At 71.1% G+C, this 27,000-nt stretch carries 29 protein-coding genes; 22 read left to right on the top strand and 7 right to left on the bottom strand.

The genetic code is table 11. The features are described 5' to 3' along the window. Positions 1–304: 304 nt before the first annotated feature. From ACFV9H_RS34680 to ACFV9H_RS34705, 6 genes are all read left to right on the top strand, one after another. Complete coding sequence (locus tag ACFV9H_RS34680; protein WP_008740406.1) at positions 305–628, top strand: integration host factor; 324 nt, start codon at positions 305–307, stop codon at positions 626–628. A 61-nt stretch (positions 629–689) separates the two neighbouring features. Continuing rightward, positions 690–1,253, top strand: a complete 564-nt coding sequence (gmk, locus tag ACFV9H_RS34685; RefSeq protein WP_376662360.1) for a guanylate kinase — start codon at positions 690–692, stop codon at positions 1,251–1,253. Between the two features lie 65 nt (positions 1,254–1,318). After that, positions 1,319–1,591, top strand: a complete 273-nt coding sequence (gene rpoZ, locus ACFV9H_RS34690) for a DNA-directed RNA polymerase subunit omega (protein ID WP_004948662.1) — start codon at positions 1,319–1,321, stop codon at positions 1,589–1,591. A gap of 117 nt (positions 1,592–1,708) precedes the next feature. Then, positions 1,709–2,923, top strand: a complete 1,215-nt coding sequence (gene coaBC / locus ACFV9H_RS34695; RefSeq protein WP_385406389.1) for a bifunctional phosphopantothenoylcysteine decarboxylase/phosphopantothenate--cysteine ligase CoaBC — start codon at positions 1,709–1,711, stop codon at positions 2,921–2,923. A 194-nt stretch (positions 2,924–3,117) separates the two neighbouring features. Further along, a complete protein-coding gene (metK, locus tag ACFV9H_RS34700) occupies positions 3,118–4,326 on the top strand; it encodes a methionine adenosyltransferase (RefSeq protein ID WP_385406392.1) in 1,209 nt (402 codons plus the stop codon). Positions 4,327–4,483: 157 nt separating this feature from the next. Beyond that, on the top strand, positions 4,484–6,586 hold the full coding sequence (locus ACFV9H_RS34705; protein WP_385406395.1) for a primosomal protein N': 2,103 nt from the start codon (positions 4,484–4,486) through the stop codon (positions 6,584–6,586). A gap of 294 nt (positions 6,587–6,880) precedes the next feature. Here ACFV9H_RS34705 and ACFV9H_RS34710 read toward each other — a convergent pair whose 3' ends face one another. Then, positions 6,881–7,405 (bottom strand): hypothetical protein, encoded by a 525-nt coding sequence (locus tag ACFV9H_RS34710; RefSeq protein ID WP_385406397.1) that lies wholly within the window; start codon positions 7,403–7,405, stop codon positions 6,881–6,883. Between the two features lie 250 nt (positions 7,406–7,655). Between ACFV9H_RS34710 and fmt the strand changes: the two genes are divergently transcribed. Beyond that, positions 7,656–8,600: a methionyl-tRNA formyltransferase gene (fmt, locus tag ACFV9H_RS34715; protein WP_385406400.1), complete on the top strand. Its 945-nt coding sequence runs from the start codon at positions 7,656–7,658 to the stop codon at positions 8,598–8,600. A 92-nt stretch (positions 8,601–8,692) separates the two neighbouring features. Beyond that, complete coding sequence (locus ACFV9H_RS34720) at positions 8,693–10,165, top strand: RsmB/NOP family class I SAM-dependent RNA methyltransferase (RefSeq protein WP_385406403.1); 1,473 nt, start codon at positions 8,693–8,695, stop codon at positions 10,163–10,165. Here the strand turns inward: ACFV9H_RS34720 and ACFV9H_RS34725 are convergent. Continuing rightward, positions 10,162–11,595, bottom strand: coding sequence for an MFS transporter (locus ACFV9H_RS34725; protein WP_385406405.1), 1,434 nt, complete (start codon positions 11,593–11,595; stop codon positions 10,162–10,164). The two genes, ACFV9H_RS34720 and ACFV9H_RS34725, sit on opposite strands and share 4 nt — an antisense overlap. A 132-nt stretch (positions 11,596–11,727) precedes the next feature. Between ACFV9H_RS34725 and rpe the strand changes: the two genes are divergently transcribed. From rpe to ACFV9H_RS34750, 5 genes are all read left to right on the top strand, one after another. Continuing rightward, positions 11,728–12,414, top strand: a complete 687-nt coding sequence (gene rpe / locus ACFV9H_RS34730) for a ribulose-phosphate 3-epimerase (RefSeq protein ID WP_329387866.1) — start codon at positions 11,728–11,730, stop codon at positions 12,412–12,414. Between the two features lie 92 nt (positions 12,415–12,506). Further along, on the top strand, positions 12,507–13,553 hold the full coding sequence (locus tag ACFV9H_RS34735; RefSeq protein WP_385406407.1) for a sugar-binding transcriptional regulator: 1,047 nt from the start codon (positions 12,507–12,509) through the stop codon (positions 13,551–13,553). A 141-nt stretch (positions 13,554–13,694) separates the two neighbouring features. Then, on the top strand, positions 13,695–13,916 hold the full coding sequence (locus tag ACFV9H_RS34740) for a CarD family transcriptional regulator (RefSeq protein ID WP_329387870.1): 222 nt from the start codon (positions 13,695–13,697) through the stop codon (positions 13,914–13,916). A 49-nt stretch (positions 13,917–13,965) separates the two neighbouring features. Continuing rightward, complete coding sequence (locus tag ACFV9H_RS34745; RefSeq protein WP_385406411.1) at positions 13,966–14,418, top strand: ribonuclease domain-containing protein; 453 nt, start codon at positions 13,966–13,968, stop codon at positions 14,416–14,418. Next, positions 14,415–14,876, top strand: a complete 462-nt coding sequence (locus ACFV9H_RS34750) for a barstar family protein (protein ID WP_385406413.1) — start codon at positions 14,415–14,417, stop codon at positions 14,874–14,876. The genes ACFV9H_RS34745 and ACFV9H_RS34750 overlap by 4 nt, the downstream gene beginning before the upstream one ends. A gap of 34 nt (positions 14,877–14,910) precedes the next feature. Here ACFV9H_RS34750 and ACFV9H_RS34755 read toward each other — a convergent pair whose 3' ends face one another. The 5 genes from ACFV9H_RS34755 to ACFV9H_RS34775 form a co-directional block, all read right to left on the bottom strand. Then, entirely contained in the window at positions 14,911–15,387 is a 477-nt protein-coding gene (locus ACFV9H_RS34755) for a group II truncated hemoglobin (protein WP_385406416.1), read from the bottom strand. Next, positions 15,384–15,713: a putative quinol monooxygenase gene (locus ACFV9H_RS34760; protein ID WP_385406419.1), complete on the bottom strand. Its 330-nt coding sequence runs from the start codon at positions 15,711–15,713 to the stop codon at positions 15,384–15,386. The genes ACFV9H_RS34755 and ACFV9H_RS34760 overlap by 4 nt, the downstream gene beginning before the upstream one ends. A gap of 72 nt (positions 15,714–15,785) precedes the next feature. Then, the gene (locus ACFV9H_RS34765; RefSeq protein ID WP_385406421.1) at positions 15,786–16,301 is read right to left on the bottom strand and encodes a hypothetical protein; all 516 of its coding nucleotides are present in this window, start codon (positions 16,299–16,301) and stop codon (positions 15,786–15,788) included. A 55-nt stretch (positions 16,302–16,356) separates the two neighbouring features. After that, positions 16,357–18,021 carry an FAD-dependent oxidoreductase gene (locus ACFV9H_RS34770; RefSeq protein ID WP_385406469.1) on the bottom strand — a complete coding sequence of 555 codons (1,665 nt, stop codon included), beginning with the start codon at positions 18,019–18,021 and terminating at the stop codon, positions 16,357–16,359. 89 nt (positions 18,022–18,110) lie between these two features. Then, positions 18,111–18,383: a UBP-type zinc finger domain-containing protein gene (locus tag ACFV9H_RS34775; RefSeq protein WP_385406423.1), complete on the bottom strand. Its 273-nt coding sequence runs from the start codon at positions 18,381–18,383 to the stop codon at positions 18,111–18,113. Between the two features lie 289 nt (positions 18,384–18,672). Here ACFV9H_RS34775 and ACFV9H_RS34780 point away from each other — a divergent pair, with 289 nt between their 5' ends. The 9 genes from ACFV9H_RS34780 to ACFV9H_RS34820 are packed head-to-tail and all read left to right on the top strand — an operon-like array spanning position 18,673 to position 26,998. Then, complete coding sequence (locus ACFV9H_RS34780) at positions 18,673–19,497, top strand: type 1 glutamine amidotransferase domain-containing protein (RefSeq protein ID WP_385406471.1); 825 nt, start codon at positions 18,673–18,675, stop codon at positions 19,495–19,497. A gap of 16 nt (positions 19,498–19,513) precedes the next feature. Next, a complete protein-coding gene (locus tag ACFV9H_RS34785; protein WP_385406424.1) occupies positions 19,514–21,172 on the top strand; it encodes a thiamine pyrophosphate-binding protein in 1,659 nt (552 codons plus the stop codon). Between the two features lie 32 nt (positions 21,173–21,204). Continuing rightward, positions 21,205–21,639, top strand: a complete 435-nt coding sequence (locus ACFV9H_RS34790) for a nuclear transport factor 2 family protein (protein WP_385406427.1) — start codon at positions 21,205–21,207, stop codon at positions 21,637–21,639. A gap of 23 nt (positions 21,640–21,662) precedes the next feature. Beyond that, positions 21,663–22,118 carry a nuclear transport factor 2 family protein gene (locus tag ACFV9H_RS34795; protein WP_385406429.1) on the top strand — a complete coding sequence of 152 codons (456 nt, stop codon included), beginning with the start codon at positions 21,663–21,665 and terminating at the stop codon, positions 22,116–22,118. 16 nt (positions 22,119–22,134) lie between these two features. Next, positions 22,135–22,524, top strand: a complete 390-nt coding sequence (locus ACFV9H_RS34800; protein WP_385406432.1) for a nuclear transport factor 2 family protein — start codon at positions 22,135–22,137, stop codon at positions 22,522–22,524. Positions 22,525–22,533: 9 nt separating this feature from the next. Further along, positions 22,534–24,138, top strand: a complete 1,605-nt coding sequence (locus ACFV9H_RS34805; RefSeq protein WP_385406435.1) for a GMC family oxidoreductase — start codon at positions 22,534–22,536, stop codon at positions 24,136–24,138. Continuing rightward, complete coding sequence (locus ACFV9H_RS34810; RefSeq protein WP_385406437.1) at positions 24,131–24,742, top strand: DJ-1/PfpI family protein; 612 nt, start codon at positions 24,131–24,133, stop codon at positions 24,740–24,742. Before ACFV9H_RS34805 ends, ACFV9H_RS34810 begins: the two co-directional genes overlap by 8 nt. Further along, positions 24,742–25,176 (top strand): VOC family protein, encoded by a 435-nt coding sequence (locus tag ACFV9H_RS34815; RefSeq protein ID WP_385406440.1) that lies wholly within the window; start codon positions 24,742–24,744, stop codon positions 25,174–25,176. Before ACFV9H_RS34810 ends, ACFV9H_RS34815 begins: the two co-directional genes overlap by 1 nt. 1 nt (position 25,177) lies before the next feature. Beyond that, positions 25,178–26,998, top strand: coding sequence for an AGE family epimerase/isomerase (locus tag ACFV9H_RS34820; RefSeq protein ID WP_385406442.1), 1,821 nt, complete (start codon positions 25,178–25,180; stop codon positions 26,996–26,998). The last annotated feature ends 2 nt before the right edge of the window (positions 26,999–27,000 follow it).

A 27,000-nucleotide genomic window follows, 5' to 3' on the forward strand; every position in this document is an offset into this window, starting at 1 on the left:
GAAGTGCCCTCCGGGCACGCCGACCCCGCCGGCGTTTGCGGGCGCGTCGCGCCTCTTGACGAAATTCGAACGGCTTTCATCGGACAAAACCGGGGTGTTATGTCCGTGATGTACGGTTCAGTGGAGGCTGACCAGGACTTTTCGTCCGTTCTCGCTGACTGGAGCGGCCTTGGCCGCTAGTCTCCGAGCAGAGTGAACGCGCAGCGAACGAGTAATACCGCTGTTCGGGAGCTCGCCTGGTGTGGTGCCCTCGGGTTACCCACTGGTCCGTATCCGACAGTTCGACATCCGAGGTGACGTAGGCGTGGCTCTTCCGCCCCTTACCCCTGAACAGCGCGCAGCCGCGCTCGAAAAGGCCGCCGCGGCTCGCCGGGAGCGGGCCGAGGTCAAGAATCGACTCAAGCACTCCGGCGCCTCGCTCCAAGAGGTCATCAAGACAGGCCAGGAGAACGACGTCATCGGCAAGATGAAGGTCTCCGCCCTGCTGGAGTCCCTGCCTGGCGTGGGCAAGGTGCGCGCCAAGCAGATCATGGAGCGCCTCGGCATCTCCGAATCCCGGCGTGTCCGAGGTCTCGGCTCCAACCAGATCGCTTCTCTGGAGCGTGAGTTCGGCACTCCTGCCGGCTGACGCGTCGCCTGAAGTTCTTCCGGCGTTCTCAGGCAGTCCCGAGAACCTGGATAATCGCTCTATGGCAGCAGAGGTTCGTCCGCGGCTGACCGTGCTCTCCGGCCCTTCGGGGGTCGGCAAGAGCACGGTCGTCGCGCATATGCGCAAGGTCCACCCCGAGGTCTGGCTCTCGGTGTCGGCCACCACCCGCAAGCCGCGGCCCGGTGAGCGACACGGAGTCCAGTACTTCTTCGTCAACGACGACGAGTTCGACAAGCTGATCGCCAACGGCGAGCTGCTGGAGTGGGCCGAGTTCGCGGGCAACCGCTACGGCACACCGCGCGGCGCGGTGCTGGAACGCCTGGACAACGGCGAGCCGGTACTGCTGGAGATCGATCTCCAGGGCGCACGGCTCGTTCGCGAGTCGATGCCCGAGGCCCAACTGGTCTTCCTGGCCCCGCCGAGCTGGGACGAGCTGGTCCGCCGACTGACCGGTCGGGGTACCGAATCCCCGGAGGTCATCGAGCGCCGGCTCGACACCGCCAAGATCGAACTCGCTGCCGAGTCCGAGTTCGACACCACCCTGGTCAACACCTCCGTCGAGGACGTGGCGCGTGAGCTGCTAGCCTTGATGGAAGTTGTCTGATCGTTGGTCGATTTTTCATGATCGATCAATGCTTGATCTTTCACCCATTCTTCGGAAGGTAGAGCGTGTCCTCTTCCATCACCGCGCCCGAGGGCATCATCAACCCGCCGATCGACGAGCTGCTCGAGGCCACGGACTCGAAGTACAGCCTCGTGATCTACGCGGCCAAGCGCGCGCGTCAGATCAACGCGTACTACTCGCAGCTCGGTGAGGGCCTGCTGGAGTACGTCGGCCCGTTGGTGGACACCCACGTCCACGAGAAGCCGCTTTCGATCGCGCTGCGCGAGATCAACGCGGGTCTGCTGACCTCCGAGGCCATCGAGGCCCCGGCCCAGTAAGGCACGAAATCCTTTCACCACAGGCCCGGCAGAACATCTGCCGGGCCTGTGGTGTGTCATGGGTATGCGTAGGGACGACGGTCGACGGACGTCGACGAGGCTGAAGAGGAGTACGCGGTGGCCAAGCCGAAGGTCGTGCTGGGAGTCAGTGGCGGGATCGCCGCCTACAAGGCGTGCGAACTGCTCCGTCGGCTGACCGAGTCCGGGCACGAGGTGCGCGTGGTGCCCACGGCGGCGTCCCTGAACTTCGTGGGTGAGGCCACCTGGGCCGCCCTCTCCGGGAACCCGGCCTCCAGCGAGGTGTGGGAGTCCGTCCACGAGGTGCCCCACGTGCGCATCGGGCAGACCGCCGACCTCGTCGTCGTCGCCCCGGCCACCGCCGACATGCTGGCCAAGGCCGCCCACGGGCTCGCCGACGACCTGCTCACGAACACGCTGCTGACCGCCCGCTGTCCGGTGGTCTTCGCCCCCGCCATGCACACCGAGATGTGGGAGCACCCCGCCACCCAGGAGAACGTCGCCACGCTGCGGCGGCGCGGAGCCGTGGTCATCGAGCCCGCCGTGGGCCGTCTCACCGGCAAGGACACCGGCAAGGGCCGGCTGCCCGACCCCGAGGAGATCTTCGAGGTGTGCCGCGGGGTCCTGGCGCGCGGGGTCGCCGAGCCGGATCTGGTCGGTCGCCACGTGGTCATCAGCGCGGGCGGCACGCGCGAGCCCCTCGACCCGGTGCGCTTCCTCGGCAACCGCTCCTCCGGCAAGCAGGGCTACGCGCTCGCCCGCACCGCCGTCGCCCGCGGCGCCCGGGTCACCCTCGTCGCGGCGAACGCCGCGCTCGCCGACCCGGCCGGCGTGGACGTCGTACGGGTGGGGACGGCCGTCCAGCTGCGGGAAGCGGTGCTCAAGGCGGCCGCGGACGCCGACGCGGTGGTGATGGCCGCTGCCGTGGCGGACTTCCGGCCCGCCGAGTACGCCGGCGGAAAGATCAAGAAGAAGGACGGGCAGGACCCCGCGCCCGTCGCCCTCGTCCGCAATCCTGACGTACTCGCGGAGATCTCGGCCGACCGTGCCCGGGGCGGACAGGTCGTGGTGGGCTTCGCCGCCGAGACCGACGACGTCCTCGCCAACGGGCGCGCCAAGCTCCGGCGCAAGGGTTGTGATCTTCTCGTCGTCAATGAAGTCGGTGAAAGCAAGACCTTTGGTTCGGAGGAGAACGAGGCTGTCATCCTTGCCTCCGACGGTTCCGAGGTCCAGGTCCCCTATGGACCGAAGGAAGCCCTGGCCGATGTGATTTGGGATCAGGTCGCGCACCGACTTCCGGCGCGACGCGCCTGAGCCGTTCCCTTCTCCTCCTCCCGCCGGTAGGCAAGAATGGAGTGCCGCAGGTCACACGGCTCCCATAAGGCGAGACGGGTGGTCTGTCGGGCGGTGACAACCGATAAACTGCATTCGGAACGTGATCGGGCGCAGCCCCTGGTGTGGTTCCGCCAAATGATCAGCCAGCAGCCGCTGCAACCCCAGGGAGCGTTGTGTCCCGTCGTCTCTTCACCTCGGAGTCCGTGACCGAGGGCCACCCCGACAAGATCGCTGACCAGATCAGCGACACGATCCTCGACGCGCTCCTCACCGAGGACCCCACCTCGCGTGTCGCCGTGGAGACCCTCATCACCACCGGTCTCGTGCACATCGCGGGCGAGGTGACGACGAAGGCCTACGCGCCGATCGCGCAGCTCGTCCGCGACAAGATCCTCGAGATCGGCTACGACTCCTCGAAGAAGGGCTTCGACGGCGCCTCCTGCGGCGTGTCGGTGTCCATCGGCGCGCAGTCCCCGGACATCGCGCAGGGCGTCGACACCGCCTACGAGACCCGCGTCGAGGGCGACGAGGACGAACTCGACAAGCAGGGCGCCGGCGACCAGGGCCTGATGTTCGGCTACGCCTGCGACGAGACCCCGGAGCTCATGCCGCTCCCGATCCACCTGGCGCACCGGCTCTCCCGCCGGCTGTCCGAGGTCCGCAAGAACGGGACCATCCCGTACCTGCGTCCCGACGGCAAGACCCAGGTCACCATCGAGTACGACGGCGACAAGGCCGTCCGCCTCGACACCGTGGTCGTCTCCTCGCAGCACGCCTCCGACATCGACCTGGACTCGCTGCTCGCTCCCGACATCCGCGAGTTCGTCGTCGAGCACGTGCTGGCCCAGCTCATCGAGGACGGCATCAAGCTCGACACCGAGGGCTACCGCCTGCTGGTGAACCCGACCGGCCGCTTCGAGATCGGCGGCCCGATGGGCGACGCCGGCCTCACCGGCCGCAAGATCATCATCGACACCTACGGCGGCATGGCCCGCCACGGTGGCGGCGCCTTCTCCGGCAAGGACCCGTCGAAGGTCGACCGCTCCGCCGCGTACGCGATGCGCTGGGTCGCGAAGAACGTGGTCGCCGCCGGCCTCGCCTCGCGCTGCGAGGTCCAGGTCGCGTACGCCATCGGCAAGGCCGAGCCCGTCGGCCTCTTCGTCGAGACCTTCGGCACCGCCAAGGTGGAGGTCCAGAAGATCGAGGACGCGATCGGCGAGGTCTTCGACCTGCGCCCGGCCGCGATCATCCGCGACCTGGACCTGCTCCGCCCGATCTACGCCCAGACCGCCGCCTACGGTCACTTCGGCCGTGAGCTGCCGGACTTCACCTGGGAGCGCACCGACCGCGTGGACGCGCTGCGCGCGGCCGCCGGCCTGTAAGCACCACCGCTCGCGACGAACGGCCCCGGACCTCGCGGTCCGGGGCCGTTCGCCTGTGCCGGTGCCCGCATCCCGGTGCCCCCACCGTCGCCGCTGACGCTCTCGGGAGCGGCACCGAGCCCCTCCGCTGTCAGTGGGGTTTGGTAAGAATGCTGGTGTGAGCAGCTCGAACGATTCCCCGCCGGAGCAGCTCGCGCTGATCCGGGAGATGGTCGCCGAGGCGAAAGCCAAGGCGCCCAAGGCGAAACCGCGCACCTGGCGGGGCGCCGCCGTGGCCGAGGAACTGCCCGTCGCCCGCGTCCTCGTGAACAAGGGCGTGCTCCACCTCGACCGGCTCTTCGACTACGCGGTACCCGCCGAGCTCTCCGAATCCGCCCAGCCGGGCGTCCGCGTCCGGGTCCGCTTCGGCGCCGGCTCCCACCGCGTGCACGGCGGCCGCCGCGAGGGCGGCGGGCTCATCGACGGCTTCATCGTCGAGCGCCGCGCCGAGTCCGACTACGACGGAGCCCTCGCCGCCCTCGCCCAGGTCGTCTCGCCCGAGGTGGTGCTCAGCCCGCGCATGCTCGCGCTCGCCCGGGCCGTCGCCGACCGGTACGCGGGCAGCCTGGCCGACGTGCTGCAGCTCGCCCTTCCCCCGCGCAGTGCGCGAGCCGAGGCAAAGCCCTCCCCGGCGCCGCTGCCCCCGCCCGCCGCGCCGGAGCCCGGCGGTTGGCAGAGCTACGGATCGGGTCCCGCCTTCCTGCGCGCCCTCGCCACCGGCGGCGCCCCCCGAGCCGTGTGGACCGCCCTGCCGGGCCCCGGCTGGGCGGACGAGATCGCCCGCGCCATGGCCGCCACCCTCGCCTCCGGCCGGGGCGCCCTCGCCGTGACCCCCGACGGGCGGACCGCCGCGCGGGTGGACGCCGCCCTGACCGCCCTGCTCGGCGAGGGCCGACACGCACTGCTCACCGCCGAGTCCGGGCCCGAGAAGCGCTACAGGGAGTGGCTCGCCGTGAGCCGGGGCTCGGTGCGGGCCGTCGTCGGCACCCGCGCCGCGATGTTCGCCCCCGTACCCGACCTCGGGCTGGTGGCGATCTGGGACGACGGGGACTCCAGCCACAGCGACGACCGCGCCCCCTTCCCGCACGTCCGGGAGGTACTCGAACTGCGTGCGGTCAGTGACGGCTGCGGCTTCCTGGCGGGCAGCACGAGCTGCACCGTGGAGGCCGCCCAGCTTGTCGAGTCCGGCTGGGCGCGGCCCCTGGTCGCCGACCGCGAGACGGTACGGGCCCGCGCGCCCCGGATCCGGACCGTGGGCGACGAACTGCTGGCCCGCGACGAGGCCGCCCGGGCCGCGCGACTGCCGAGCCTGGCGTGGGAGACCGTACGGGAAGGACTCAAGACCGGTCCCGTGCTCGTCCAGGTGCCGCGGCGGGGGTACGTGCCCCGGCTGGCCTGCGAGCGGTGCCGGACGCCGGCCCGCTGCTCGGTCTGCGCCGGGCCGCTGGAGGCCCCCGACGAGCGGGACCTGCAGTGCGGGTGGTGCGGGCGAGCCGAGCCGTCCTGGCACTGCGAGGAGTGCGGCTCGTTCCGGCTGCGGGCGCAGGTGGTGGGCGCGCGGCGCACGGCCGAGGAGCTGGGGCGGGCCTTCCCGGCCGTCCCCGTACGGACTTCCGGGCGCGACCACGTGCTGGACGAGGTGCCGGAGCGGCCCGCGCTGGTGGTGTGCACCCCCGGGGCCGAGCCGGTCGCCGCGGGCGCCGGGTACGCGGCGGCCCTGCTGCTGGACGGCTGGGCGATGCTGACCCGACCCGACCTGCGGGCGGGGGAGGACGCGCTGCGGCGCTGGATCGGCGCCGCCTCGCTGGTACGCGGGGACGGGCAGGTCGTCGTGGTCGCCGAGCCGACGCTGCGGCCGGTGCAGGCGTTGGTGCGGTGGGATCCCGTCGGGCACGCGGTGCGGGAGCTCGCGGAGCGCGCGCAGCTCGGGTTCCCGCCGGTGTCCCGGATGGCGGCGGTGGCCGCGGGGCGGGGCGAGGTCGTGGAGGCCTTCCTGGCCGGGGCCGGGCTCCCGCCGGACGCGGAGATCCTGGGGCCGGTGCCGTTGCCCGGGCGGCGGGGGGAACGGTCGCCGGGGGAGCGGGCGTTGGTGCGGGTGCCGCCGGGTAGTGGCGCGGCCCTTGCCGCAGCGTTGAAGTCGGCGCAGGCGGCGCGGATGGCGAAGGGGGTTTCGGCGGCGGAGGCGGTGCGGGTGCGGATCGACCCACCGGACATCGGCTGACGGTGCGGGTACCGCTGCGCGGGGCTGCTCCCCGCCCCGCCCTTCCTCCGTTCCCCCGGGCTCTGCCCGGACCCGGTCCTCAAACGCCGGACGGGCTAAAGATCGGGGCTCCGCCCCGGACCCCCGGTCCTCAAACGCCGGCGAGGCTGATTTTCAGCCCGCCCGGCGTTTGAGGGCGCGGGCGCGGGACGCCGAACGCCCCCGGTGGGAGCGGCGTGCTCGCAGCGGGGGCGGGGTCAGGCGCGGGGTCCGGGCCTGCCGTCGGGGGTCGGCGTCCCGGCGGCGGGGGGTCGGTCAGCCGTTGCGGGGGCTCGGGAAGGCCGCGGTGCGGGACGCGCCCGCCGCAGCGGCCTGGGACTCCTCGCGGAGGGGCTGCGGGGGGACCGAGCGGGCGGCCGGGATCGTGGGCAGCGGGCCCAGGGTCCGGGTGGTCGTTCCCTCCGCCGGCGGCTCCACGGACTCCGCGCTCTGTGCGCGCCTGGCACCGTAGCGGCGGTGTACGGCCTGCTTGGTGACGCCGAGCGCCGAGCCGACCGCGTCCCACGAGAAGCCGAGCGATCGGTCGAAGTCCACCGCGGCGGTGACCAGCGTCTCGACGCTGTCCCGCAGCTCCTGCGCGAGGCGGACGGTGGGCGCGGGCGCCCGGCCGTAGACGACGAATCCCGTGGAGGGGCCGGAGCGGCGCGGGCGGTACACGTTGCCGAGCTGGGCAGTGAGCGTACGCAGGGCATCCACCTGCCGGCGAACCCGCTCGATGTCCCGCACCAGCAGGTGCAGGCTGGCCCGGGCTTGGGCGTCGTGGGTGGCGTGGTCGGCCATGAAGAAGCCTCTCGAACCGGTGCTGAAGGGCGGATCGGGCCGCAGACACCGTTCACGAAGCGGCCCGTTGTGGTCAATCTCCTTTGACCAACGCGCCACCTGGCGCGCAGGTCACGCTGTGGGGGCGTGTCGGCATATGCGAGAGGCGCGCGTGTGTGCGTACGCCCCCTCAACACCACAGGTGGGCCGCGGGACTCCGGAGCCATAGACTGGTGCGCTGCTGACAGCCGAGATAGCGAGGTAGGACCCAGTGAAGCTCGTCTTCGCAGGCACCCCCGAGGTCGCCGTGCCCGCCCTGGACGCCCTGATCGCCTCCGGGCGGCACGAGGTCGCCGCCGTCGTCACCCGGCCGGACGCCCCCGCCGGGCGCGGGCGGCGGCTCGTCGCCAGCCCGGTCGCCGAGCGCGCGGAGGAGGCCGGCATCGAGATCCTCAAGCCCGTCCGGCCGCGCGACCCCGACTTCCAGGCCCGGCTGCGCGAGATCGCCCCGGACTGCTGCCCGGTCGTCGCCTACGGGGCCCTGCTCCCCAAGAGCGCCCTGGACATCCCCAAGCACGGCTGGGTCAACCTGCACTTCTCGCTGCTGCCCGCCTGGCGCGGAGCCGCGCCCGTGCAGCACTCGATCATGGCGGGGGACCAGGTCACCGGGGCCTCCACCTTCCTGATCGAGGAGGGCCTGGACTCCGGCCCGGTCTACGGGATCCTCACCGAGGAGATCCGCCCGACCGACACCAGCGGCGACCTGCTGACCCGGCTCGCCTTCGCGGGCTCCGGGCTGCTGGCCGCCACCATGGACGGCATCGAGGACGGCACCCTGCGCGCCGTCGACCAGCCCGCCGACGGGATCTCCCTCGCGCCGAAGATCACCGTGGAGGACGCCCGGATCGACTGGACGGCCCCCGCGATGCGCGCCGACCGCGTGGTGCGCGGCTGCACCCCGGCGCCGGGCGCGTGGACCGTCTTCCGCGGGGAGCGGCTCAAGCTGATCTCCGTGGGCCTGGTGACCGACCGCACCGATCTGGAGCCCGGCGTGCTGGCCCCGGCCAAGAACAACGTGTACGTCGGTACCGGCTCGCACGCCGTGGAGCTGCTGTGGGTGCAGCCGCAGGGCAAGAAGCCGATGCGCGGGGCCGACTGGGCGCGCGGGGTGCGGATCGCTCCCGGCGAGCGGCTCGGCGGCACCGACGTAGGCTGAATCCAGCCGACCCCCCCCGTACCTCCAATGCCCCCGGTACCTCCAGTACCTCCAGTACGTCCTGTACCTCGTAAATCCGGAGCACCTTTCACGTGAGCGAACAGCCTCGTCGTCGTCCCGCCGCAGGCGCGGGCGGCAAGCCGAACAAGTCGGCCAAGCCCTACCGACGGCCCCAGAAGGACCCCGTGCGGATGCTGGCCTTCGAGGTGCTGCGGGCGGTGGACGAGCGCGACGCGTACGCGAACCTCGTGCTGCCGCCGCTGCTCAAGAAGGCCCGCCAGGACGAGAGCTTCCAGGCGCGCGACGCCGCGCTGGCCACGGAGCTGGTCTACGGGACGCTGCGCCGGCAGGGCACGTACGACGCCGTCATCAAGGCGTGCATCGACCGCCCGCTGCGCGAGGTGGACCCGCCGGTGCTGGACGTGCTCTCGCTCGGTGCCCACCAGCTGCTCGGCACCCGCATCCCCACGCACGCCGCCGTCTCGGCGAGCGTCGAGCTGGCCCGGGTGGTGCTCGGTGACGGCCGGGCGAAGTTCGTCAACGCCGTGCTGCGGAAGATCGCCGCGCACGACCTGGACGGCTGGCTGGAGCGGGTCGCGCCGCCGTACGAGGATGACGCCGAGGAGCACCTCGCGGTGTACCACTCGCACCCGCGATGGGTGGTCAGCGCCCTGTGGGACTCGCTGGGCGGCGGGCGCGCCGGCATCGAGGACCTGCTGCAGGCCGACAACGAGCGGCCCGAGGTGACGCTGGTCGCGCGTCCCGGGCGGTCCACGCCCGAGGAGCTGCTGGAGGCGGTCGGCGAGGACTCGGCGCTGCCCGGGCGCTGGTCGCCGTACGCCGTCCGGATGGCCGAGGGCGGCGAGCCGGGCGCGCTGGAGGCCGTGCGCGAGGGTCGCGCGGGCGTGCAGGACGAGGGCAGCCAGCTCGTGGCGATGGCCCTCGCGGCGGCGCCGGTCGAAGGCCGCGACGAGCGCTGGCTGGACGGCTGCGCGGGCCCCGGTGGCAAGGCGGCGCTGCTCGCGGCGCTGGCGGCGCAGCGCGGGGCGTTCCTGCTGGCTTCCGAGAAGCAGCCGCACCGGGCACGGCTGGTCGAGAAGGCCCTCGCGGGCAATCCGGGGCCCTACCAGGTCATCGCCGCCGACGGGACCCGGCCGCCGTGGCTGCCGGGCTCCTTCGACCGGGTGCTGATGGACGTGCCGTGCACCGGCCTGGGCGCGCTGCGCCGTCGCCCGGAGGCCCGCTGGCGTCGGCGTCCCGAGGACCTGGAGGGCTTCGCGCCGCTCCAGCGGGCGCTGCTGCGGGAGGCGCTGTCGGCCGTTCGGGTGGGCGGTGTCGTGGGTTACGCGACCTGCTCCCCGCACCTCGCGGAGACCCGGGTCGTCGTGGAGGACGTACTGAAGGGCCGGGGCGCGGGCGCCTCGCCGGTCGCCGCCGAATTCATCGACGCCCGCCCGTTCATGGCGGGCGTGCCGGGCCTGGGTGACGGCCCGGACGTCCAGCTGTGGCCGCACCTGCACGGCACGGACGCGATGTACCTGGCGCTGCTCAGGCGGACTGCCTAGGGCCTGTCGTCAAATTCCCGTCGTCGCCCGAAGGGCGGCGCCGCGGCGTCTGGTGCGTGCTCTCGGCGTGCCGGGCGGAAGCCCTCGTACTGGACGTACTTGGGCTTTCGCCCGGTGCGGCGAGAGTGCGTGCCAGACGTCGCGGGGCAGGCGGGAATTTGACGACAGGCCCTAGGGGCTGTCCGGCCGATCAGGCCGGTACCGGGGGCGGGTTGGGCGAGGTCCTCCCGCCTCCGGATCGGGGACAGCGCCACCGGGACGAAGGACAGGGCCAGGATCGTCGCTCCCGACCAGAGCGTTGTGGACAGCGTCGTGAGTTCCGCCAGCAGGCCCGAGGCTGCCGAGCCGAGCGCCAAGGCTCCCGTCAACATGAAGCGGAACGTGGCGTTCATGCGGCCCAGGAGGGCGTCCGGGGTCAGGTGCTGACGCAGGCTCACCCCGAGGACGTTGTTGGAACCGATCGTCACCATGGCCACCATCCACCCGGCCGCGGCGAGCCAGAGCCGGGGGCCGTGGTCCAGCAGCGGCAGCAGCAGGGCCGCCGGGGTCAGGCTCAGCGCCAGGGCGCGGCCGTAGCCCACGCGCGCCGCGAAGGGGCGGGCCAGGCGGGCTCCGATGAGCAGGCCCATGCCGCCCGCGGCCCAGAACAGGCCCAGGGAGACGGGGGACAGGCCCAGCTCGCGGACGAAGACCACCGGGAGCATGGCGTTGATGATCGCGCCGCCCAGATTGCTCAGGGACGCGGTCAGCGCCAGGGCCCGGAGCTCCGGGTGCCCCAGGACGTGTCGCAGCCCCTCCTTGATCTGGGCCGCCAGGGGAGTGCGCGCCGTCGCGGCGGCCGCCGGGGTCGGCCGGATCCGGGTGAGGCGGAGCGCGGAGGCGAGGTACGCGACCGCCGAGAAGGCCAGCGCGAACGGGGCCGTGAGCGCGGCGACCAGTGCCCCGCCGGCGCCCCGGCCCGCGATGTTGGCGACGGCCATGAGCGTGACCAGGGCCGAGTTCGCCGGAACCAGGCCGGCGCGGTCGATCAGCTGGGGCAGCACGCTCTGCGAGCCGACCTCCGAGAAGACGGTGGCGCAGCCGTTCAGGAGCACCACCGCGTACAGCTGCGCCAAGGTGAGCGCGTCAAGCCACCACGCGAGCGGGAGTGAGGCGAGGAGCACGGCCCGCGCGAGGTCCGCCGCGACCAGGACGGAACGGGTGCGCAGGCGGTCGACCCAGGCTCCGGCCGGTAATCCGATGAGGAGGAAGGCGAGGGTGGACAGCGCGGCGAGGGTTCCGACCTGGGCGGGGCTCGCGTCGAGTGCGGTGAGGGCGAGCAGCGGGACGGCCACGTATCCGGTGTTGGTGCCGAGCTGGTTCAGGGTGGCGGCGCCGAAAAGGGTGCGGAAGTCACGGGTGCGCCACGGGGAGGGGGACGGCGGTGTCATGGGCGTCACCGTGCCCAAGGCGAAGACGAAGGACAAGTGAAATGTTCTCCATGATCATTTAAGCATTGCTGCGAGACGCGTGACTTCCGGGGTAGTGGCCGGAACCGCGCGATGGCATGGCACGCTTGGGTCATGGCCGCTCAGATTTTTCCCAGCATCCTGTCCGCCGACTTCGCCAGACTCGCCGAGGAGGCGAAGGCCGTCGAGGGGGCCGACTGGCTCCATGTGGACGTCATGGACAACCACTTCGTCCCCAACCTCACCCTCGGCGTACCGGTCGTGGAATCCCTGAGCCGGGCCACGGACACCCCGCTCGACCTTCACCTGATGATCGAGAACCCGGACCGCTGGGCCCCGCAGTACGTGGAGGCCGGTGCGGGCTCGGTGACCTTCCACGCCGAGGCCGCGGCCGCGCCCGTACGGCTCGCGCGGGAGATCCGGGCCAAGGGCGCGCGCGCGTCGATGGCGCTCAAGCCGGCGACGCCGATCGAGCAGTACGAGGACATCCTTCCCGAGCTCGACATGCTGCTGATCATGACGGTCGAGCCGGGCTTCGGCGGCCAGCCCTTTCTGGACATCATGCTGCCCAAGATCCGCCGCACCCGTGAGCTGATCTCCAAGCACGGCCTGGAGCTGTGGCTCCAGGTCGACGGCGGGGTGTCGGCCTCCACCATCGAACGCTGCGCCGAAGCGGGCGCCGACGTCTTCGTCGCGGGCAGCGCGGTCTACGGAGCGGTCGACCCGGCAGCCGCCGTGCGTACGCTGCGTGAGCAGGCGGGTGCGGCCATCGCGGCGGCGCCGTGGGCTTGCGACCACTGAAGAGAAGGGTTGGTGGACGGCTCGGTGAACGGGAGCTGTCCAGGCTGATCAACGGTCGTCGGATCTGACAGGATGAACGGCGAGTCGAGAGTGTGAACAGCAGTGAGGAGAACGCGGTGTCTGCAATGTCGGCGGGACGGTCAGCCCTGCGGATGGGACCCGCGGAGCTGGTGCAGGCGGCGGCCATGGCGCGCCGCTTCTACCTGGAGGGCAAGTCCAAGATCCAGATCGCCGAGGAGTTCGGCGTGAGCCGCTTCAAGGTGGCCCGGGTCCTGGAGACCGCCCTCGAACGTGATCTCGTACGCATCGAGATCCGCGTCCCCGCCGAACTGGACGCGGAGCGCTCCGACGCGCTCCGCGCCCGGTACGGACTGCGGCACGCGGTGGTGGTGGAGTCCCCGGCCGACGCCACCGAGGACGCGCCCGACCCGGAGAACCTGGGCGCGGTCGCCGCCGACCTGCTCGGCGAGCTCGTCAACGAGGGCGACGTCCTCGGCCTCGCGTGGGGGCGCTCGACCATCCACATGGCCGCCTCCCTGCACCGGCTGCCCCCGTGCACCGTGGTGCAGCTGACCGGCGTGTACGACGCGGGGACCGCCGAGCGCGGCTCCGTGGAGGCCGTACGGCGGGCCGCCCAGGTATCCGGCGGGGACGCGCACCCGATCTACGCGCCCATGCTGCTGCCCGACCCGGCGACCGCGGCGGCGCTGCGGAGCCAGACGGGGATCGCGCGCGCCTTCGAGTACTTCGACAAGGTGACGGTCGCGGCCGTCTCCATCGGCTCGTGGGAGCCCGGCATCTCGACCGTCCACGACATGCTCACGGACGAGGAGCGGGCCCACTACGCCTCGCTCGGCGTCGCGGCCGAAATGTCCGCGCACCTCTTCGACACCGAGGGGCGGCGAGTCGGCCGGGACCTCGGCGAGCGGTGCATCACCGTCGAGGCGGACCGGCTGCGGCGGATCCCCGAGGTCGTGGCGATCGCGGGCGGGCTCCGCAAGGCCTCCGCGATCGGTGCGGTGCTGCGCTCGGGCCTCGTGACCAGCCTGGTCACGGACACGGCGGTCGCCGATTACCTGCTGACCGAGTCGGCGCCGGGGCTGCGGCCGGCGCTGGAGCGGGCCGACCCGGACGACTGATCGGGCCTGGATCGGGCCCCGGTCGGGGGCCGGCCGGGGCCGCCGGCGCGGGCCGTGACGCGGGCCCTGGTGCGGATGGTGCCGCAATTGAGATCCGAACGGCGGACCGCGGGGCGCCTTACTGGGCGCATACTGGTTCCGATGACTAAGTCAGCAGTACCTCGCCGCCATTTGCCGTCCAGCCCGTTCAAGGCCCCCGTGGAGCAGCCGATCCGGCAGTTCTCCGTCGGCGACCGGGTTTCTCACGATGAGCACGGCCTCGGCCGTGTCGTCGGAATCGAGGAGGGGATCGCTGTTCTCGTCGACTTCGGTTCGGTTCAGAAGCGCGTTCTGAGTCCCTACACCAAGATGTCCGCCCTCTGAGGCCACCGGGCGATTCGCGAGCGAATCGGATATTTGGCACGATCGGTGCATGATCTTTCGGAACACGCCCCGATCGTTGCTGCAATTCCTGGCGGCCGTGTTCTTCTGCGCCGCGCTGGTCGGCGGTGCGGTGGGCTGTGGCGGGCAGAGTCCCGCGCCCACCGCCGCCAGTAACGGTGCGAGCGCTGCTCCCAGTGCCGCTCCCGTGCCCTCGTGGGCCGAGGGGATGACCACCGTGCGGGCCGACGCGCTGCCGCGGCAGGCCCGGGACGTCCTCGCGCTGATCGACAAGGGCGGGCCGTACCCGTACCGGCAGGACGGCACGGTCTTCGGGAACTTCGAGAAGGTCCTGCCGCAGCGCAAGCGCGGCCACTACCACGAGTTCACCGTGAAGACGCCGGGGGAGCGGGACCGGGGCGCCCGGCGGATCGTGACCGGCGAGGCCGGCGAAATCTTCTACACAGACGACCACTACAACACGTTCAAGGCGGTTCTCCGATGACCCCGACCTCACCCCTGTCCCCGTCCTCCTCCCTGGAGCCGCTGCCGCTGGCCCCCGCGCTCGCCGCCGCCGAGAAGGCCGGCTGGACGACCATGGAGCTGGACCTGGACGGGGTGCGGAGCAAGGCCGAGCTGATGCGGCGCTGCGAGGCGGCCCTGAGCCTGCCCGAGTGGTTCGGCGGTAACTGGGACGCGCTGGCCGACGCGCTGCGGGACCTCTCGTGGCTGCCCCAGGCGCCGGGCCGGCTGGTGACGGTGACGTCCTGGCGCGGCTGCGCGGAGGCGGGGCCCGGCGACTGGGAGAAGCTGGTGGAGATCCTGGAGGGGGCCGTGGACTTCTGGCAGCACGCCGAGCCCGAGGCCGGAGCCGCGGCCGTACCGCTCACGGTGCTCCTCGCCGAGGGCATGCCGCCCCAGACCCCGCGCCTGCCTCCTCGGCGCTACAAGTTCATGCGCTGAGCCGGCCGGCCGGCGGGGCCCGGGGCGGAGAGGGTCAGTTCTTGGGGATCCAGGGCGGGGTCCGACCCCAGTCCCAGACCGGGATCTCGGCCGCGTCGACCGGGGGCGGGTTGGGGCCCGAGTAGATCAGGGCCATGCGGGTGCCCCACTCGATGTAGTACGCGAACACCCCGCGGAACTCGGGGTCCGTCGGGAGGCCGACCTCGTCGGCCGTGTCCATCAGCAGGTCCACCCAGCGGCGACGCTGCTTCTCGGTGATGGCGCGGCCCAGGTGCTTGGTGGCCATGTGCTGGTGGCCGCCGTGGTGGGCGGAGTAGTCCGACGGGCCGCCGAAGACCTCCGACAGCCAGACCGCGACGTGCCGGGGGTGCTCGGAGTCCATGCCCGCGAAGACGGGGGCCAGGATCTCGTCGCGCAGGGCGTGTGCGTAGAAGGCGTCGGTGAGGCGGTTCATCGCTTCCGCTCCGCCCATCCACTCGTAGATGCTGGGGGTCGGGGGTGTCGTGCTCATGAGTCTGCGGCGGCCTTTCCGGTGCCCGCGACGTCGGTCACCGTGTAGTGCTGCATTTCCTCGATCGCCGTCACGTACGGCCGGATCGCGCTGAAGAAGGCCGGGAAGTGCTCGCCCTTGCGGAAGCCGTTCAGGTGGGCGTCGACCGAGGTCCAGCGGATGCGGAGGATGTAGCGCTCCTTCTCCTCCTCGCAGCGGGCCAGTTCGTAGTCGATGCACTCGGGCGAGGCGGACAGGGCTTCGGCCGCCCGTGCGTACGAAGTCTCGAAGGCTTGCTGGTCGTCCAATGCGATCCGGTAGCGGATGTATTCGACGGTCGTGGTCATGGTGCGTGCCTCTCCCTCGATGTTGGTCCCGGCCAGCCTTACGCGATCATGTGCGGTCGTGGGGTGATTTCGTCATTCGGACTCGGACTTCCTGGAGTCCGCGTCGCCGGCCTCCGAGACGTCCGGGCCCTGGGCGCGGACCCGCTGGACCTTGTCCAGCGACTCGCGCAGGTCGGAGAGCCACTCGTCCGTGTTGCGCCCGACCAGGCGGACGCACCAGGCCAGGGCGTCGGCCCGGCTGCGGGCCACGCCGCCCGCGACCAGCGTGTCGAGGACCTGGCGTTCGGACTGGCGCAGCCGGGTCATGACGGGGACGGCCAGGTGAGTGAAGAGGGCCGTCCCCTCGCCCGACTTCACGCCCCAGGCCACCTTGCGGCGGTAGAGCTCCTCGGCCTCGCGCGCCACCTCGATGCGCTGCTCGCGAGTGCGCTCGCGGAACTCCTTGACCGACTCGGTCGCCGGGACGGTGCCGACGACCGTGATCTCCTCGCGGTCGACCGTGACCGACACGAGGGACTCGTACACGTCCACCGGCAGGCGCTCGGCGAACCACGTGCGGAGCTGTTCGCTCTGTTCGGCTGTAATCATGTAATCAACGTTGCGTCTGCTTGGTGCTTGATCGCAAGGGTTTGGGCGTTCGCTCTCAGCCCATCGAGCGGTAGCGGTGGATGAGGGAGACCGCCATCGCGCCCTCGCCCACGCCCGAGGCGACGCGCTTCACCGAGTGGGCGCGGACGTCGCCGGCCGCGAAGACGCCGGGGACGCTCGTCTCCAGGGGGTAGGGGGCGCGTTCCAGGCTCCATTCGGCCGGGAGTTCACCGCCGTTCGCGATCAGGTCCGAGCCGGTGAGCACGAACCCGTACTCGTCCCGTTCGACGACCCCCGAGAGCCACTCGGTGTGCGGGCGGGCACCGATGAAGGTGAACATGAAGCGGGCCGGGATCTCGGTGTCGGCGCCCGTCTCCGAGTCGTGGAGGGTGATGCGTTCCAGGTGTTCCTCGCCGGACAGGGAGACGACCGTGGTGTGGACCTTGACCTCGATGTTCGGGGTGCGGTCGATCTCGTCGATGAGGTACCGGGACATGCTCGCGTCCAGCGAGGCCGCGCGGACCAGGATCGTCACCCGCGCCGCGTACTTGGCGAAGTGCACCGCGGCCTGGCCCGCCGAGTTGGCCCCGCCCACGATGAACACGTGCTGCGAGATGCACGCCGAGCTCTCGGTGGTGGCCGCGCCGTAGTAGAGCCCGGCGCCCTCGAAGCGGTCCGCGCCCGGGGCCTCCAGACGGTTGTACGAAACCCCGGTCGCGAGCAGGACCGTCTCCGCGCTGATCTCCGTACCGTCGGCCAGGGTGAGGATCTTCGCCGGGTCGTCGCGGGTCAGCGAGACCACCTCGACCGGATGCAGGATCTCGGCGCCGAAGCGGGAGGCCTGGATGGTGGCGCGGCGGGTCAGGTCGCCGCCGGAGAGGCCCGAGGGGAAACCGAGGTAGTTCTCGATCAGGCTGGAGGTGCCGGCCTGTCCGCCCGGGGCGCGGGAGTCCAGCATGAGGGTGGAGAGGCCCTCCGAGGCCGAGTAGACCCCGGCCGCCAGACCCGCGGGGCCCGCGCCGACGATGACGCACTCGTAGTGCGGTCGGGAGGCGGTGGTGGCCAGGCCCAGGCGCTGGGCCAGCTCGGTGTCGGTGGGGGCGGAGAGCACCGACCCGTCCGGGAAGCGGACGAGGGGGAGCGCCCCGTCGGGCTGGGCGGCGATCAGGGTCAGCGCCTCGGGGTCCCGTTCGACGTTGAGGAAGCGGAACGGCTGGCCGTTGCGGGTGAAGAAGTCCCGGACGGCATGGGTGCCGGGGGCGACCAGGTGGCCGGCGACGATGATCCCGTCGTAGGCCGGGCGGTAGGTGGCCAGCCAGTCCGACAGCAGGTCGTCCAGGACCGGGAAGAGCCGCTCGTGCGGCGGGTCCCACGGCTTGAGCAGGTAGTAGTCCAGCCGGACCCGGTTGATGGCCGTGATCGCCGCGTCGGTCTCCGCGTAGGCGGTCAGCAGCACGCGGCGGGCGTCCGGGAAGCGGCTGACGGCTTCGAGCAGGAACTCCACCCCGGTGACGTCGGGCATCCGCTGGTCGACGAGGAACAGGGCCGGGTCGTGGCCGCGTTCGTCCAGCGAGTCCAGGATCTTCAGGGCGTCGGCGGCCGAGGAGGCGCCGAGCACCCGATAGCGGTCTCCGTAGGCGCTGCGCAGGTCACGGCGGACGGCGCGCAGCACCTGCGGGTCGTCGTCCACGGCCAGGATGACCGGCTTCTTGTTCTCCACGCGCTCGGCCGCGGCGGCGTTGGAGGTGACGGCGTCGGAGGTGACGGCGTCGGACGTGACGGCGGCGGCGGCGCTCTCCGGGGCCGCGCTCACGCCGGGTCCAGCATCAGCTTGTCGGCGTAGCACCAGGCCCAGTCCTCGCCGGGCTCGTGCGAGGCGGCGATGGGGTGCTCGGTGACCCGGTAGTGGCGGGTGGCGTGACGGTTCTTCGAGGAGTCGCAGCACCCGACGTGCCCGCAGCTCAGGCACATCCGCAGGTGCACCCAGCTGTCACCGGAGGCGAGGCACTCCTCGCAGCCCTCCGTACCCGGTTTCACCGGACGTATCCGATCGATGTGTGTGCACAACAGGTCCATCGTCATCGTCCCCGTCCCTCTCGTCGCGTCCTCGCGCCCCTGACCCGCGTGTCCCGCGCATCCGTGATTGGCGGCGCGTCCAGACGATAGAGCGCGGCTCTCGCAATGGTTCAGCGATTCGGCCGAAGTCAGGTAGTCCTGAAGCTACTTCATGACGTCCGCGAGTGACTTCCTGAAGTGCCGCCATGACCTGGTCCGCTACCTCACCAAGTCGCACGCCGACGCTTTGACGCGGGCCCCCGGCGCGGCCAGTGTGGGGGACGCCAACGACAACAGGCGGCGCCTGGAGGAATACGTGAGCAGAAGGATTCTGGTCATTGTCTCCGAACACGGTTACTGGGCCGAGGAACTGATAGGCCCCGTATCGAAGTTCGACGAGCGGGGCTACGAGGTCATATTCGCCACGCCGACCGGAAAGCGTGCGCACGCTCTTCCGCCGAGCCTCGACGCGAACTACATCGACCCCCCGCTGGGTCGCTCGGTCACCACCGAGGAGAACGCCCGGCTGGGCCGGGAGTTCGAGCAGTCCAGCCGGCTGGACTCCCCGCTCGACATCGAGGCGTGGGTCCCCGAGCGCCCGTACACGAGCGACGAGGGCTACCTGCGGAAGCTGGAGCAGTACCACCGCGATCTGGACAAACTCGACGCCGACGTCGCCGGGTACGACGCGATCCTCATCGTCGGCGGCAGTGGCCCCATCGCCGACCTCGCCAACAACGAGCGCGTGCACGCCCTGATCCTGGCCTTCGAGAAGGCCGGCAAGGTCGTCGCCGCCGAGTGCTACGGGGTCGCCTGCCTGGCCTTCGCCCGGGACTGGAGCGACCGCAAGAGCATCATCTGGGGCAAGCACGTGACCGGCCACTGCAAGGAGTACGACTACAAGGACGGCACCGGATTCCTCGGTACCGACTTCAACATGGGCCCGCCGCCGTATCCGCTGGAATACATCCTGCGCGATGCCACCGGCCCGCGCGGCGCGTACCACGGCAATTTCGGAAAGCCGGTATCCGTGATCGTCGACTTCCCGTTCGTCACCGGCCGTTCGACCCCCGACTCGTATCTCACGGGGCAGAAGATCGTGGAAGTCCTGGAGGACGGTCTCATCCGGTACGGCTGGTGATTTCAGGGGGAGTTCGATGAATGCCGAAGCGACTCAGGCGACGCCGGGCCGGGAAAGGCTGATCGAGCAGTTCAAGGCCGACGGCCTGAATGTGATGTTCGGGAATCCGGGGACGGTGGAACAAGGATTCCTCGACGCGGTGGACGCGGCCGAGGACTTCACCTACGTCCTCGCCCTCCAGGAGACCGTGGCCGCCGGAATCGCCGACGGCTACGCCCGGGCGACCGGCGGCGCGGCCCTGCTCCAGCTGCACTCCGGGGTGGGGCTGGGCAACGGCATCGGCATGCTCTACCAGTCGCTGCGCGGCCACACCCCGCTCGTCGTGGTCGCCGGTGACGCCGGGGTGCGCTACGACGCCATGGACGCGCAGATGGCCTCCGACCTGGTGGCCATGGCGAAGCCGGTGACCAAGTACGCGACCCGGGTCACCGACCCGCGGTCCGTGCTCCGCACCATCCGGCGGGCCGTGAAGATCGCGCTCACCCCGCCCCGCGGGCCCGTGTTCGTGGCGCTGCCGATGGACGTGCTGGACGAGCTCAACTCCGAGCCCGTGCTGCCCGCCACGGTGCCGCTCACGGACGTGGCGCCGTCACCGGCCTCGGTGGGGCGGGCGGCCGAGCTGCTCGCCCCAGCCGAGCGTCCGGTCCTCCTCGTCGGCGACGGGGTCGCGCTCTCCGGGGCGCAACGCGAACTCGCCGCCGTCGCCGAGCTGTTGGGCGCCGACGTGTACGAGGTCGACTCCTCCGAGGTCAACATCGCGGCCTCGCACCCGCTGCGGCGCGGTCAGACGGGCCACATGTTCGGCCCGCACAGCAAGGAGCTGATCGGGGACGCCGACGGGGTCCTCATCGTCGGCACCTATGTCTTCCCGGAGGTTTTCCCCGAGCTGGAGAGCCCCTTCCGGGCGGGCGCGAAGATCGTCCACATCGACCTCAACGCCTACGAGATCGCCAAGAACCACCCCGTGGACCTGGGCCTGGCCGCGGACCCGCGGCAGGCGCTGCGCGCGCTGGCCGGCGTACTGGAGCGGCGGCTCACCCCGCAGCAGCGGGCCGCCGCGGCCGCCCGGCTCGACGTACGGACCCGGGAACGGGTCCGCGAGGCGCGGGCGCGGCAGACGGCGGACGACGACTCGCCGATGGCCGTCTTCCTGCGGACCCTGGCCGAGCGCACCGGCGGGGACCTGATCGTCTTCGACGAGGCGCTGACCACCTCCCCGCTGGTCACCCGGTACCTGCCGGCGGAGCGCCCGGGCGACTACCACCTCACCCGGGGCGGCTCGCTGGGCGTGGGCTTCCCGGGCGCGGTCGGCGCCAAGCTGGCCCGGCCGGAGCGACTCGTCGTCGGCTTCGCCGGGGACGGCGGGTCGATGTACACCTACCAGGCCCTGTGGACCGCGGTCCGGCACGGCATCGACGCCAAGTTCGTGGTCTGCAACAACCGCAAGTACCGGCTGCTGGACGACAACATCGCCCAGTACTGGCGGGAGCGGGACATCCCCGAGCACGGCTTCCCCGGCTCCTTCGACCTCTCCCACCCCGAGATCGACTTCGCCGGGCTGGCCCGGTCCCTCGGCGCCGGCGGGACGCGGGTGGAGAAGCCGGACGAGGCGGTCGCCGCCGTGGGCCGGATGCTCGCCCACCCGGGACCGTTCCTCGTCGACATCCAGATCTGAGCGACTCACCCCACCGGACAGGAGGAGACCGCATGCCCGCCGAGCGGCAGTTGACCGAGGACGCGATCCGCAGGTTCGCGGAGGACTGGTACGTGGCACTGGACCGGCACGTGCCGGCGGACCAGGTGCTCGCCCTGATCGCCGAGGACCTGGAGTTCAAGGTCCCCGAGGACACCTTCCTCGGCCACCAGGGCTTCGGCCGCTGGTACGAGGCCGTCACCAACCGGTTCTTCGACGAGGTGCACACGGTCACGAAGGTGGAGCCGGTCATCGAGGGCGACCGGGCGATCGTCCGGGTCCTCGTCAACTGGCAGGCCAAGATCTGGGACCCGCCGGCCGCCCGCAGCGAATGGCTCGGCTTCGACGCCGACCAGACCTGGACGGTGGTGGCCGGTCCGAACGGCCCGCTGATCAAGCAGTACACCGTCAACGACCTGGCCCCGATGCCCGGTTCCGGCTCCCTCTGACCGCCGGCGAAGGAGAAGCGACGATGACCGAAGTGACGCGGGAGCGGGTCCGGGCGGCCTACGCCGCCCTCGGCTCCGGCGACCGGGCGCGCATCCTGGAGTACTACTCCGAGGACCTGCGCTGGCTGGTGCCGGGCAACCACCCGCTGGCCGGCTGGTACGAGAGCCTCGACGCCTTCCTGGAACTGATGGGGCAGACCCACAAGCTCACGGGCGGCACCTTCCGGATGGACCTGGAGGCGATCCTCGTCGGCGATGGCTGCAGCGCCGACGTGTGCCGCAACGTCGCCCTGCGCGACGGTGCGGACGGGGCGAGCGGGTCGCCGTACGAGCGGATGGACTACCCGGTCTTCCACTTCATGCGGTGGCGGGACGGCCGGATCGTCGAGGGCCGCGACGGGCTCTTCGGCGACACGGCCTCCGCCTTCAGCCAGTTCTGGGCGCCCTTCGCGCCGGACGGAACCCGACGCGACCGATAGGGGGATGAGCGACGCCATGCAACCGCGAGAGAGCCACACCGAAGTCCTTCGGAAGTACTACGAGTACGCCAACGCCGGGGACTGGGACCGCTGGTGCGACCTGTTCGCCGACGACCAGGTCATGGACGAGCAGCTCGCCGGGCACATCGAGGGCCTGGACGTGCTGCGCTCGATGATGAAGGGCATGGGCACGATGTACCGGGTCTTCCGGAACGAGCCCGTGCACTTCATCGTCGACGGCGACGGGGAGAAGGCCGCGGCCGTCTCGCACCTCACGGCGGTCAGCGCCTCCGGCGAGGCCATCGAGGCCGAGGTCATGAACTTCTTCAAGATCGTGGACGGAAAGATCGCCTACATGGCGAACTACCACGACACGGTCCCCTTCCAGGTCCTGAGCCAGGGCTGAGGGGGACCCGTGAGCGTGGAAGAGTACGACTACGTCGTCGTGGGATCCGGCACCGCCGGCAGCGTGTTGGCGAACCGGCTGTCCGAGGACCCGGACGTCTCCGTCCTCGTCCTGGAGGCGGGCGGCTCCCGGATCCCGCCCGAGGTGGACGACCCGTCCTCCTGGTACAAGCTGCTCGGCGGGCCCCTGGACTGGGGCTACACCAGCACCCCGCAGCCCGGCCTCGGCGGCCGCCGCACCTACGAACCGCGCGGCAAGGCTCCCGGCGGCAGCAGCAACCTCTACATCATGATGCACATCCGGGGCCACGCCTCGGACTTCGACAACTGGGCCTACCAGGGCGCGGCCGGCTGGGCGTACGAGGACGTGCTCCCGTACTTCGCCCTGCTGGAGGGCCAGGAGGACGCCACCGCCGCCACCACCGGCACCCGCGGCCCGCAGCGCATCACCAACGCCGGGCGGCACGGCCCCAACCCGGTCTCGCGCGCCTTCATCGACGCGGCCGTCGAGCTCGGCCACGAGGAGATCGCCGACTTCAACACCGACGGTCCCCGGCGCGGCCTCTTCGGTACCGGCTGGCACCACATCGACGTGGCCGACGGCCGCCGCCAGGGAGTCCTCGCCGCCTACCTGGAGCCCGCGCTCGACCGGGCCAACCTGACCCTGCGCACCAACGCGCAGTCCACCCGGCTGCTCTTCGACGGGGACACCTGCACGGGCGTCGAGTACGCCCAGCTCCGGCCGCCCGCCGAGGTTCCGGGCCGGACCGTCCGGGACGGTCACAGCAGCCCCGCCGAGCCAGGGCTCCACACCGTACGGGCCCGTCGGGAGGTGATCGTGGCCGCGGGTGCGATCGAGTCGCCGAAGCTGCTGCTGCTCTCCGGCATCGGGCATCCGACGCAGCTGGCCGAGCACGGCATCGCCGTCACCGCGGCCCTGCCCGGGGTCGGCGAGAACTTCCACAACCACGTGCTGACCGGACTGATGGCCGAGGTCACCCAGGAACTCCCGCCGCCCGCGCAGAACCTGTCGGAGAGCGCTCTGTTCCTGTCCTCCCGGCCCGGACTGCCAGCGCCCGACCTGCAGATCGCCTTCGTCCACGTCCCGTTCGACGTGATCGTCGGCCAGGACCACCCGAACACGGTGTCCATCCTGCCGGGTGTCGTACGCCCCGTCTCGCGCGGCTGGATCAGGCTGGCGAGCGCCGACCCGCTGGCCCACCCGCTGATCAACCCGAACTACCTGGGCGACCGGTGGGACCTGGAGCGGATGGTGCAGGGCGTCAAGATCGCCCGGGAGATCTTCGCGACCTCGGCGTTCTCGCCCTGGTACAAGCAGGAGCTCCAGCCCGGTCCGGGCCACGTGAGCGACGCCGAGCTGCGCGGCTTCGTGAAGCAGAAGTCGGAGAGCTACCACCACCAGGCCGGCTCCTGCCGCATGGGCATCGACGACCTCTCCGTGGTCGACCCCGAGCTGCGGGTGCACGGCGTACGGAACCTGCGCGTCGTCGACGCGAGCGTGATGCCCGCGGTCCCGTCGGGCAACTGCCACACCGCCATCGCGATGATCGCCGAGCGAGCGGCGGACTTCCTGAAGGGGGTGTCCCGTGCCTGACGTCGTCCTGCGCGAGGGCGCGCTGACCGGGACCCGGATCGCGGTCCTGGTCGAGAGCGACTTCTACGAGCCGGAGATCTTCTACTACCAGCACCGGTTCGCGGAGGAGGGCGCCGAGGTCGACTTCCTGACCCGGCTGTGGGGCAACGACTCCATCACCTTCTCCGGGCACGAGTACCGGGCGCCGTTCACCGCGGACCGGTCCCTGGAGGGGCTGAGCGACGAGGAGCTGCGCCGGTACGCGGCGATCATCGTGCCCTCGGGCATGGTGGCCGACCGGCTGCGCTACACCGAGGACGTGGACGTGCTCGCGCCCGCCACGGAGCTGCTGCGCCGGGCCTTCGAGGAGCCGACCGTCCTGAAGGGGATCATCTGCCACGGCATGTGGCTGGCCTCCTCGATCCCGGGCAAGGTGCGCGGCCGCAAGGTGGTCTGCCACAACAACCTCATCGGCGACGTACGGAACATGGGCGCCCAGTACGTGGACGAGGACGTGGTCGTCGACGGCGACCTGGTCACCGGCCGCACCGGCGCCCACCACCACCTCTTCGCCCGCCGGATCATCGAGCTCGTGGCGGCCGGCCGGGGCCGGGGCGCCGGCTGATGGCCGGGCCGCGGTGGTCGCACGTGGGCCTGAACTGCAAGGACCAGAAGACGACCGAGGAGTTCTACACCCGGTACTTCGGATTCACCCGGGCCCGGGTGGTGAACCTGGGCGACTCCCGGATCGTGTTCCTGCGCAAGGGGGACGCGTACCTGGAGCTCTTCGCGGCCGGTGCCGGCGAACCGGCGCGCGAGGCCCACGACGACGGGCCGCAGGCCCCGGGCCGGATGCGCCACCTGGCCTTCCAGACCGACAGCGTCGACGCATTCCTCGCCGAGATCGGTGAAGCGGCCGACGTGACGCTCGGCCCGCTGGACTTCGACGACTTCATCTGCGGCTGGCGCACCGTATGGCTCCGTGACCCCGACGGCGTGATCGTCGAGGTCAGCCAGGGGTACGAGGACGACCGCTCACACGACAAGGACGGTGCATGACATGGCGGACGCCGTGAGCTTCTCCTTCTCCGACACCATCGCGGGCTACGTCGTCCGCTTCGACTCCGGGTCGCGCGTCCTGCGGCTGAAGACCTCCGACGGCCGGGAGTTCGACGTCTCGCTCGCCGGCGACCCGAGCGCCGAGCTGGTCCGCAACCTGGACGAGCCCTACATCGACGCCTCCGGGCACATCGACGAGATGCTCTCGCCGGGCCGCTTCCTCTTCGCGTACGGCGTCCACTATCCGGAGCACGGCGGGCGTTTCGACGCCAAGCGCCTGGTGTTCCTGGGCCGGGGCGCCGAGGACTACCGCTTCGAGGAAGCGAGCTGGTGGATCAAGCAGATCGAGTCGCTCGCCGACTTCTACAAGCGGGCCCAGTTCGGCGACGGGCCGGTGGACTTCACCGAGTACCGCACCGAGATCCGGCTCGGCGGCGACAAGACCGCCAGCCACGTCCAGGAGACCGACACGATCTCCCGTCTGGTCTACGGCATGGCCTCGGCCTACCTGCTGACCGGCAAGGACGAGTACCTGGAGGTCGCCGAGCGCGGCACCGAGTACCTGCGCAAGCACATGCGGGTCGTGGACGGCGAGGAGGACGTGGTCTTCTGGTACCACGGCATCAGCGTCGACGGGGACACCGAGCGCAAGCTCTTCACCTCGGAGTTCTCCGACGACTACGACGCGATCCCGATGTACGAGCAGATCTACGCGCTGGCCGGCCCGATCCAGACGTACCGGGTCACCGGCGACGTCCGGATCAAGAACGACGCGGACGCCACCATCCGGCTGTTCGACAAGTTCTTCTTCGATCCGGAGCAGGGCGGCTACTACTCGCACATCGACCCGATCCTCTTCAGCGCCGACCACGAGTCCCTCGGCGAGAACGCCGAGCGCAAGAACTGGAACTCGGTCGGCGACCACGCGCCCGCGTACCTGATCAACCTGTACCTGGCGACCGGCGAGCAGAAGTACGCCGACTTCCTGGAGTACACCTTCGACACGATCGCGGACCGCTTCCCGGACTACAAGAACAGCCCCTTCGTCCAGGAGCGCTTCCACCGCGACTGGTCGCACGACAAGGCGCACAGCTGGCAGCAGGACCGCGCCGTGGTCGGCCACAATCTGAAGATCGCCTGGAACCTGATGCGGATGAACTCGCTGAAGGCCAAGCCGGCGTACGAGGAGCTCGCCAAGAAGATCGGCGAGATCATGCCGGCCGTCGGCAGCGACGTGCAGCGCGGCGGCTGGTACGACGTCGTCGAGCGGATCAAGTCCGGTGACCAGGAGGCGTATCGATTCGCCTGGCACGACCGCAAGGCCTGGTGGCAGCAGGAGCAGGCGATCCTCGCCTACCTCATCCTGAACGGCACGGTCGGCGGCGACGCCAACCTGCGCGAGGCCCGGCAGGCGCAGGCCTTCTACAACACCTTCTTCCTCGACCACGACGAGGGAGCCGTCTACTTCAACGTGCTCGCCGGCGGCACGCCGTACCTGCTCGGCACCGAGCGGCTCAAGGGCAGCCACTCGATGTCCATGTACCACTCGGCGGAGCTGTGCTACCTCGCCGCCGTCTACAACAACCTGCTCATCAACGGCCGGGAGATGGACTTCCACTTCCAGCCCGACCCGACGAACCTGCCCGACCGGATCCTGCGCGTCTCGCCCGACCTGCTCCCCGCGGGCTCGGTGCGGATCGCCTCCGTGGAGATCGACGAGAAGCCGTACGAGGAATTCGACGCGGACGCGCTGACCGTCCACCTCCCCGACGTCCAGGGGCGGGTCAAGGTCAAGGTCCGGCTCCGGCCCGTGACCAAGTAGTT

This window comes from Streptomyces sp. NPDC059874 (assembly GCF_042731135.1).
Lineage (GTDB): Bacteria > Actinomycetota > Actinomycetes > Streptomycetales > Streptomycetaceae > Streptomyces.

Coding starts and splice junctions, on each gene's coding strand:
- gmk (WP_376662360.1), top strand. CDS start 690: ATGGCAGCAGAGGTTCGTCCGCGGCTGACCGTGCTCTCCGGCCCTTCG.
- ACFV9H_RS34710 (WP_385406397.1), bottom strand. CDS start 7,405: ATGGCCGACCACGCCACCCACGACGCCCAAGCCCGGGCCAGCCTGCAC.
- ACFV9H_RS34725 (WP_385406405.1), bottom strand. CDS start 11,595: ATGACACCGCCGTCCCCCTCCCCGTGGCGCACCCGTGACTTCCGCACC.
- rpe (WP_329387866.1), top strand. CDS start 11,728: ATGGCCGCTCAGATTTTTCCCAGCATCCTGTCCGCCGACTTCGCCAGA.
- ACFV9H_RS34740 (WP_329387870.1), top strand. CDS start 13,695: ATGACTAAGTCAGCAGTACCTCGCCGCCATTTGCCGTCCAGCCCGTTC.
- ACFV9H_RS34745 (WP_385406411.1), top strand. CDS start 13,966: ATGATCTTTCGGAACACGCCCCGATCGTTGCTGCAATTCCTGGCGGCC.
- ACFV9H_RS34750 (WP_385406413.1), top strand. CDS start 14,415: ATGACCCCGACCTCACCCCTGTCCCCGTCCTCCTCCCTGGAGCCGCTG.
- ACFV9H_RS34755 (WP_385406416.1), bottom strand. CDS start 15,387: ATGAGCACGACACCCCCGACCCCCAGCATCTACGAGTGGATGGGCGGA.
- ACFV9H_RS34760 (WP_385406419.1), bottom strand. CDS start 15,713: ATGACCACGACCGTCGAATACATCCGCTACCGGATCGCATTGGACGAC.
- ACFV9H_RS34765 (WP_385406421.1), bottom strand. CDS start 16,301: ATGATTACAGCCGAACAGAGCGAACAGCTCCGCACGTGGTTCGCCGAG.
- ACFV9H_RS34775 (WP_385406423.1), bottom strand. CDS start 18,383: ATGACGATGGACCTGTTGTGCACACACATCGATCGGATACGTCCGGTG.
- ACFV9H_RS34785 (WP_385406424.1), top strand. CDS start 19,514: ATGAATGCCGAAGCGACTCAGGCGACGCCGGGCCGGGAAAGGCTGATC.
- ACFV9H_RS34790 (WP_385406427.1), top strand. CDS start 21,205: ATGCCCGCCGAGCGGCAGTTGACCGAGGACGCGATCCGCAGGTTCGCG.
- ACFV9H_RS34795 (WP_385406429.1), top strand. CDS start 21,663: ATGACCGAAGTGACGCGGGAGCGGGTCCGGGCGGCCTACGCCGCCCTC.
- ACFV9H_RS34800 (WP_385406432.1), top strand. CDS start 22,135: ATGCAACCGCGAGAGAGCCACACCGAAGTCCTTCGGAAGTACTACGAG.
- ACFV9H_RS34815 (WP_385406440.1), top strand. CDS start 24,742: ATGGCCGGGCCGCGGTGGTCGCACGTGGGCCTGAACTGCAAGGACCAG.
- ACFV9H_RS34820 (WP_385406442.1), top strand. CDS start 25,178: ATGGCGGACGCCGTGAGCTTCTCCTTCTCCGACACCATCGCGGGCTAC.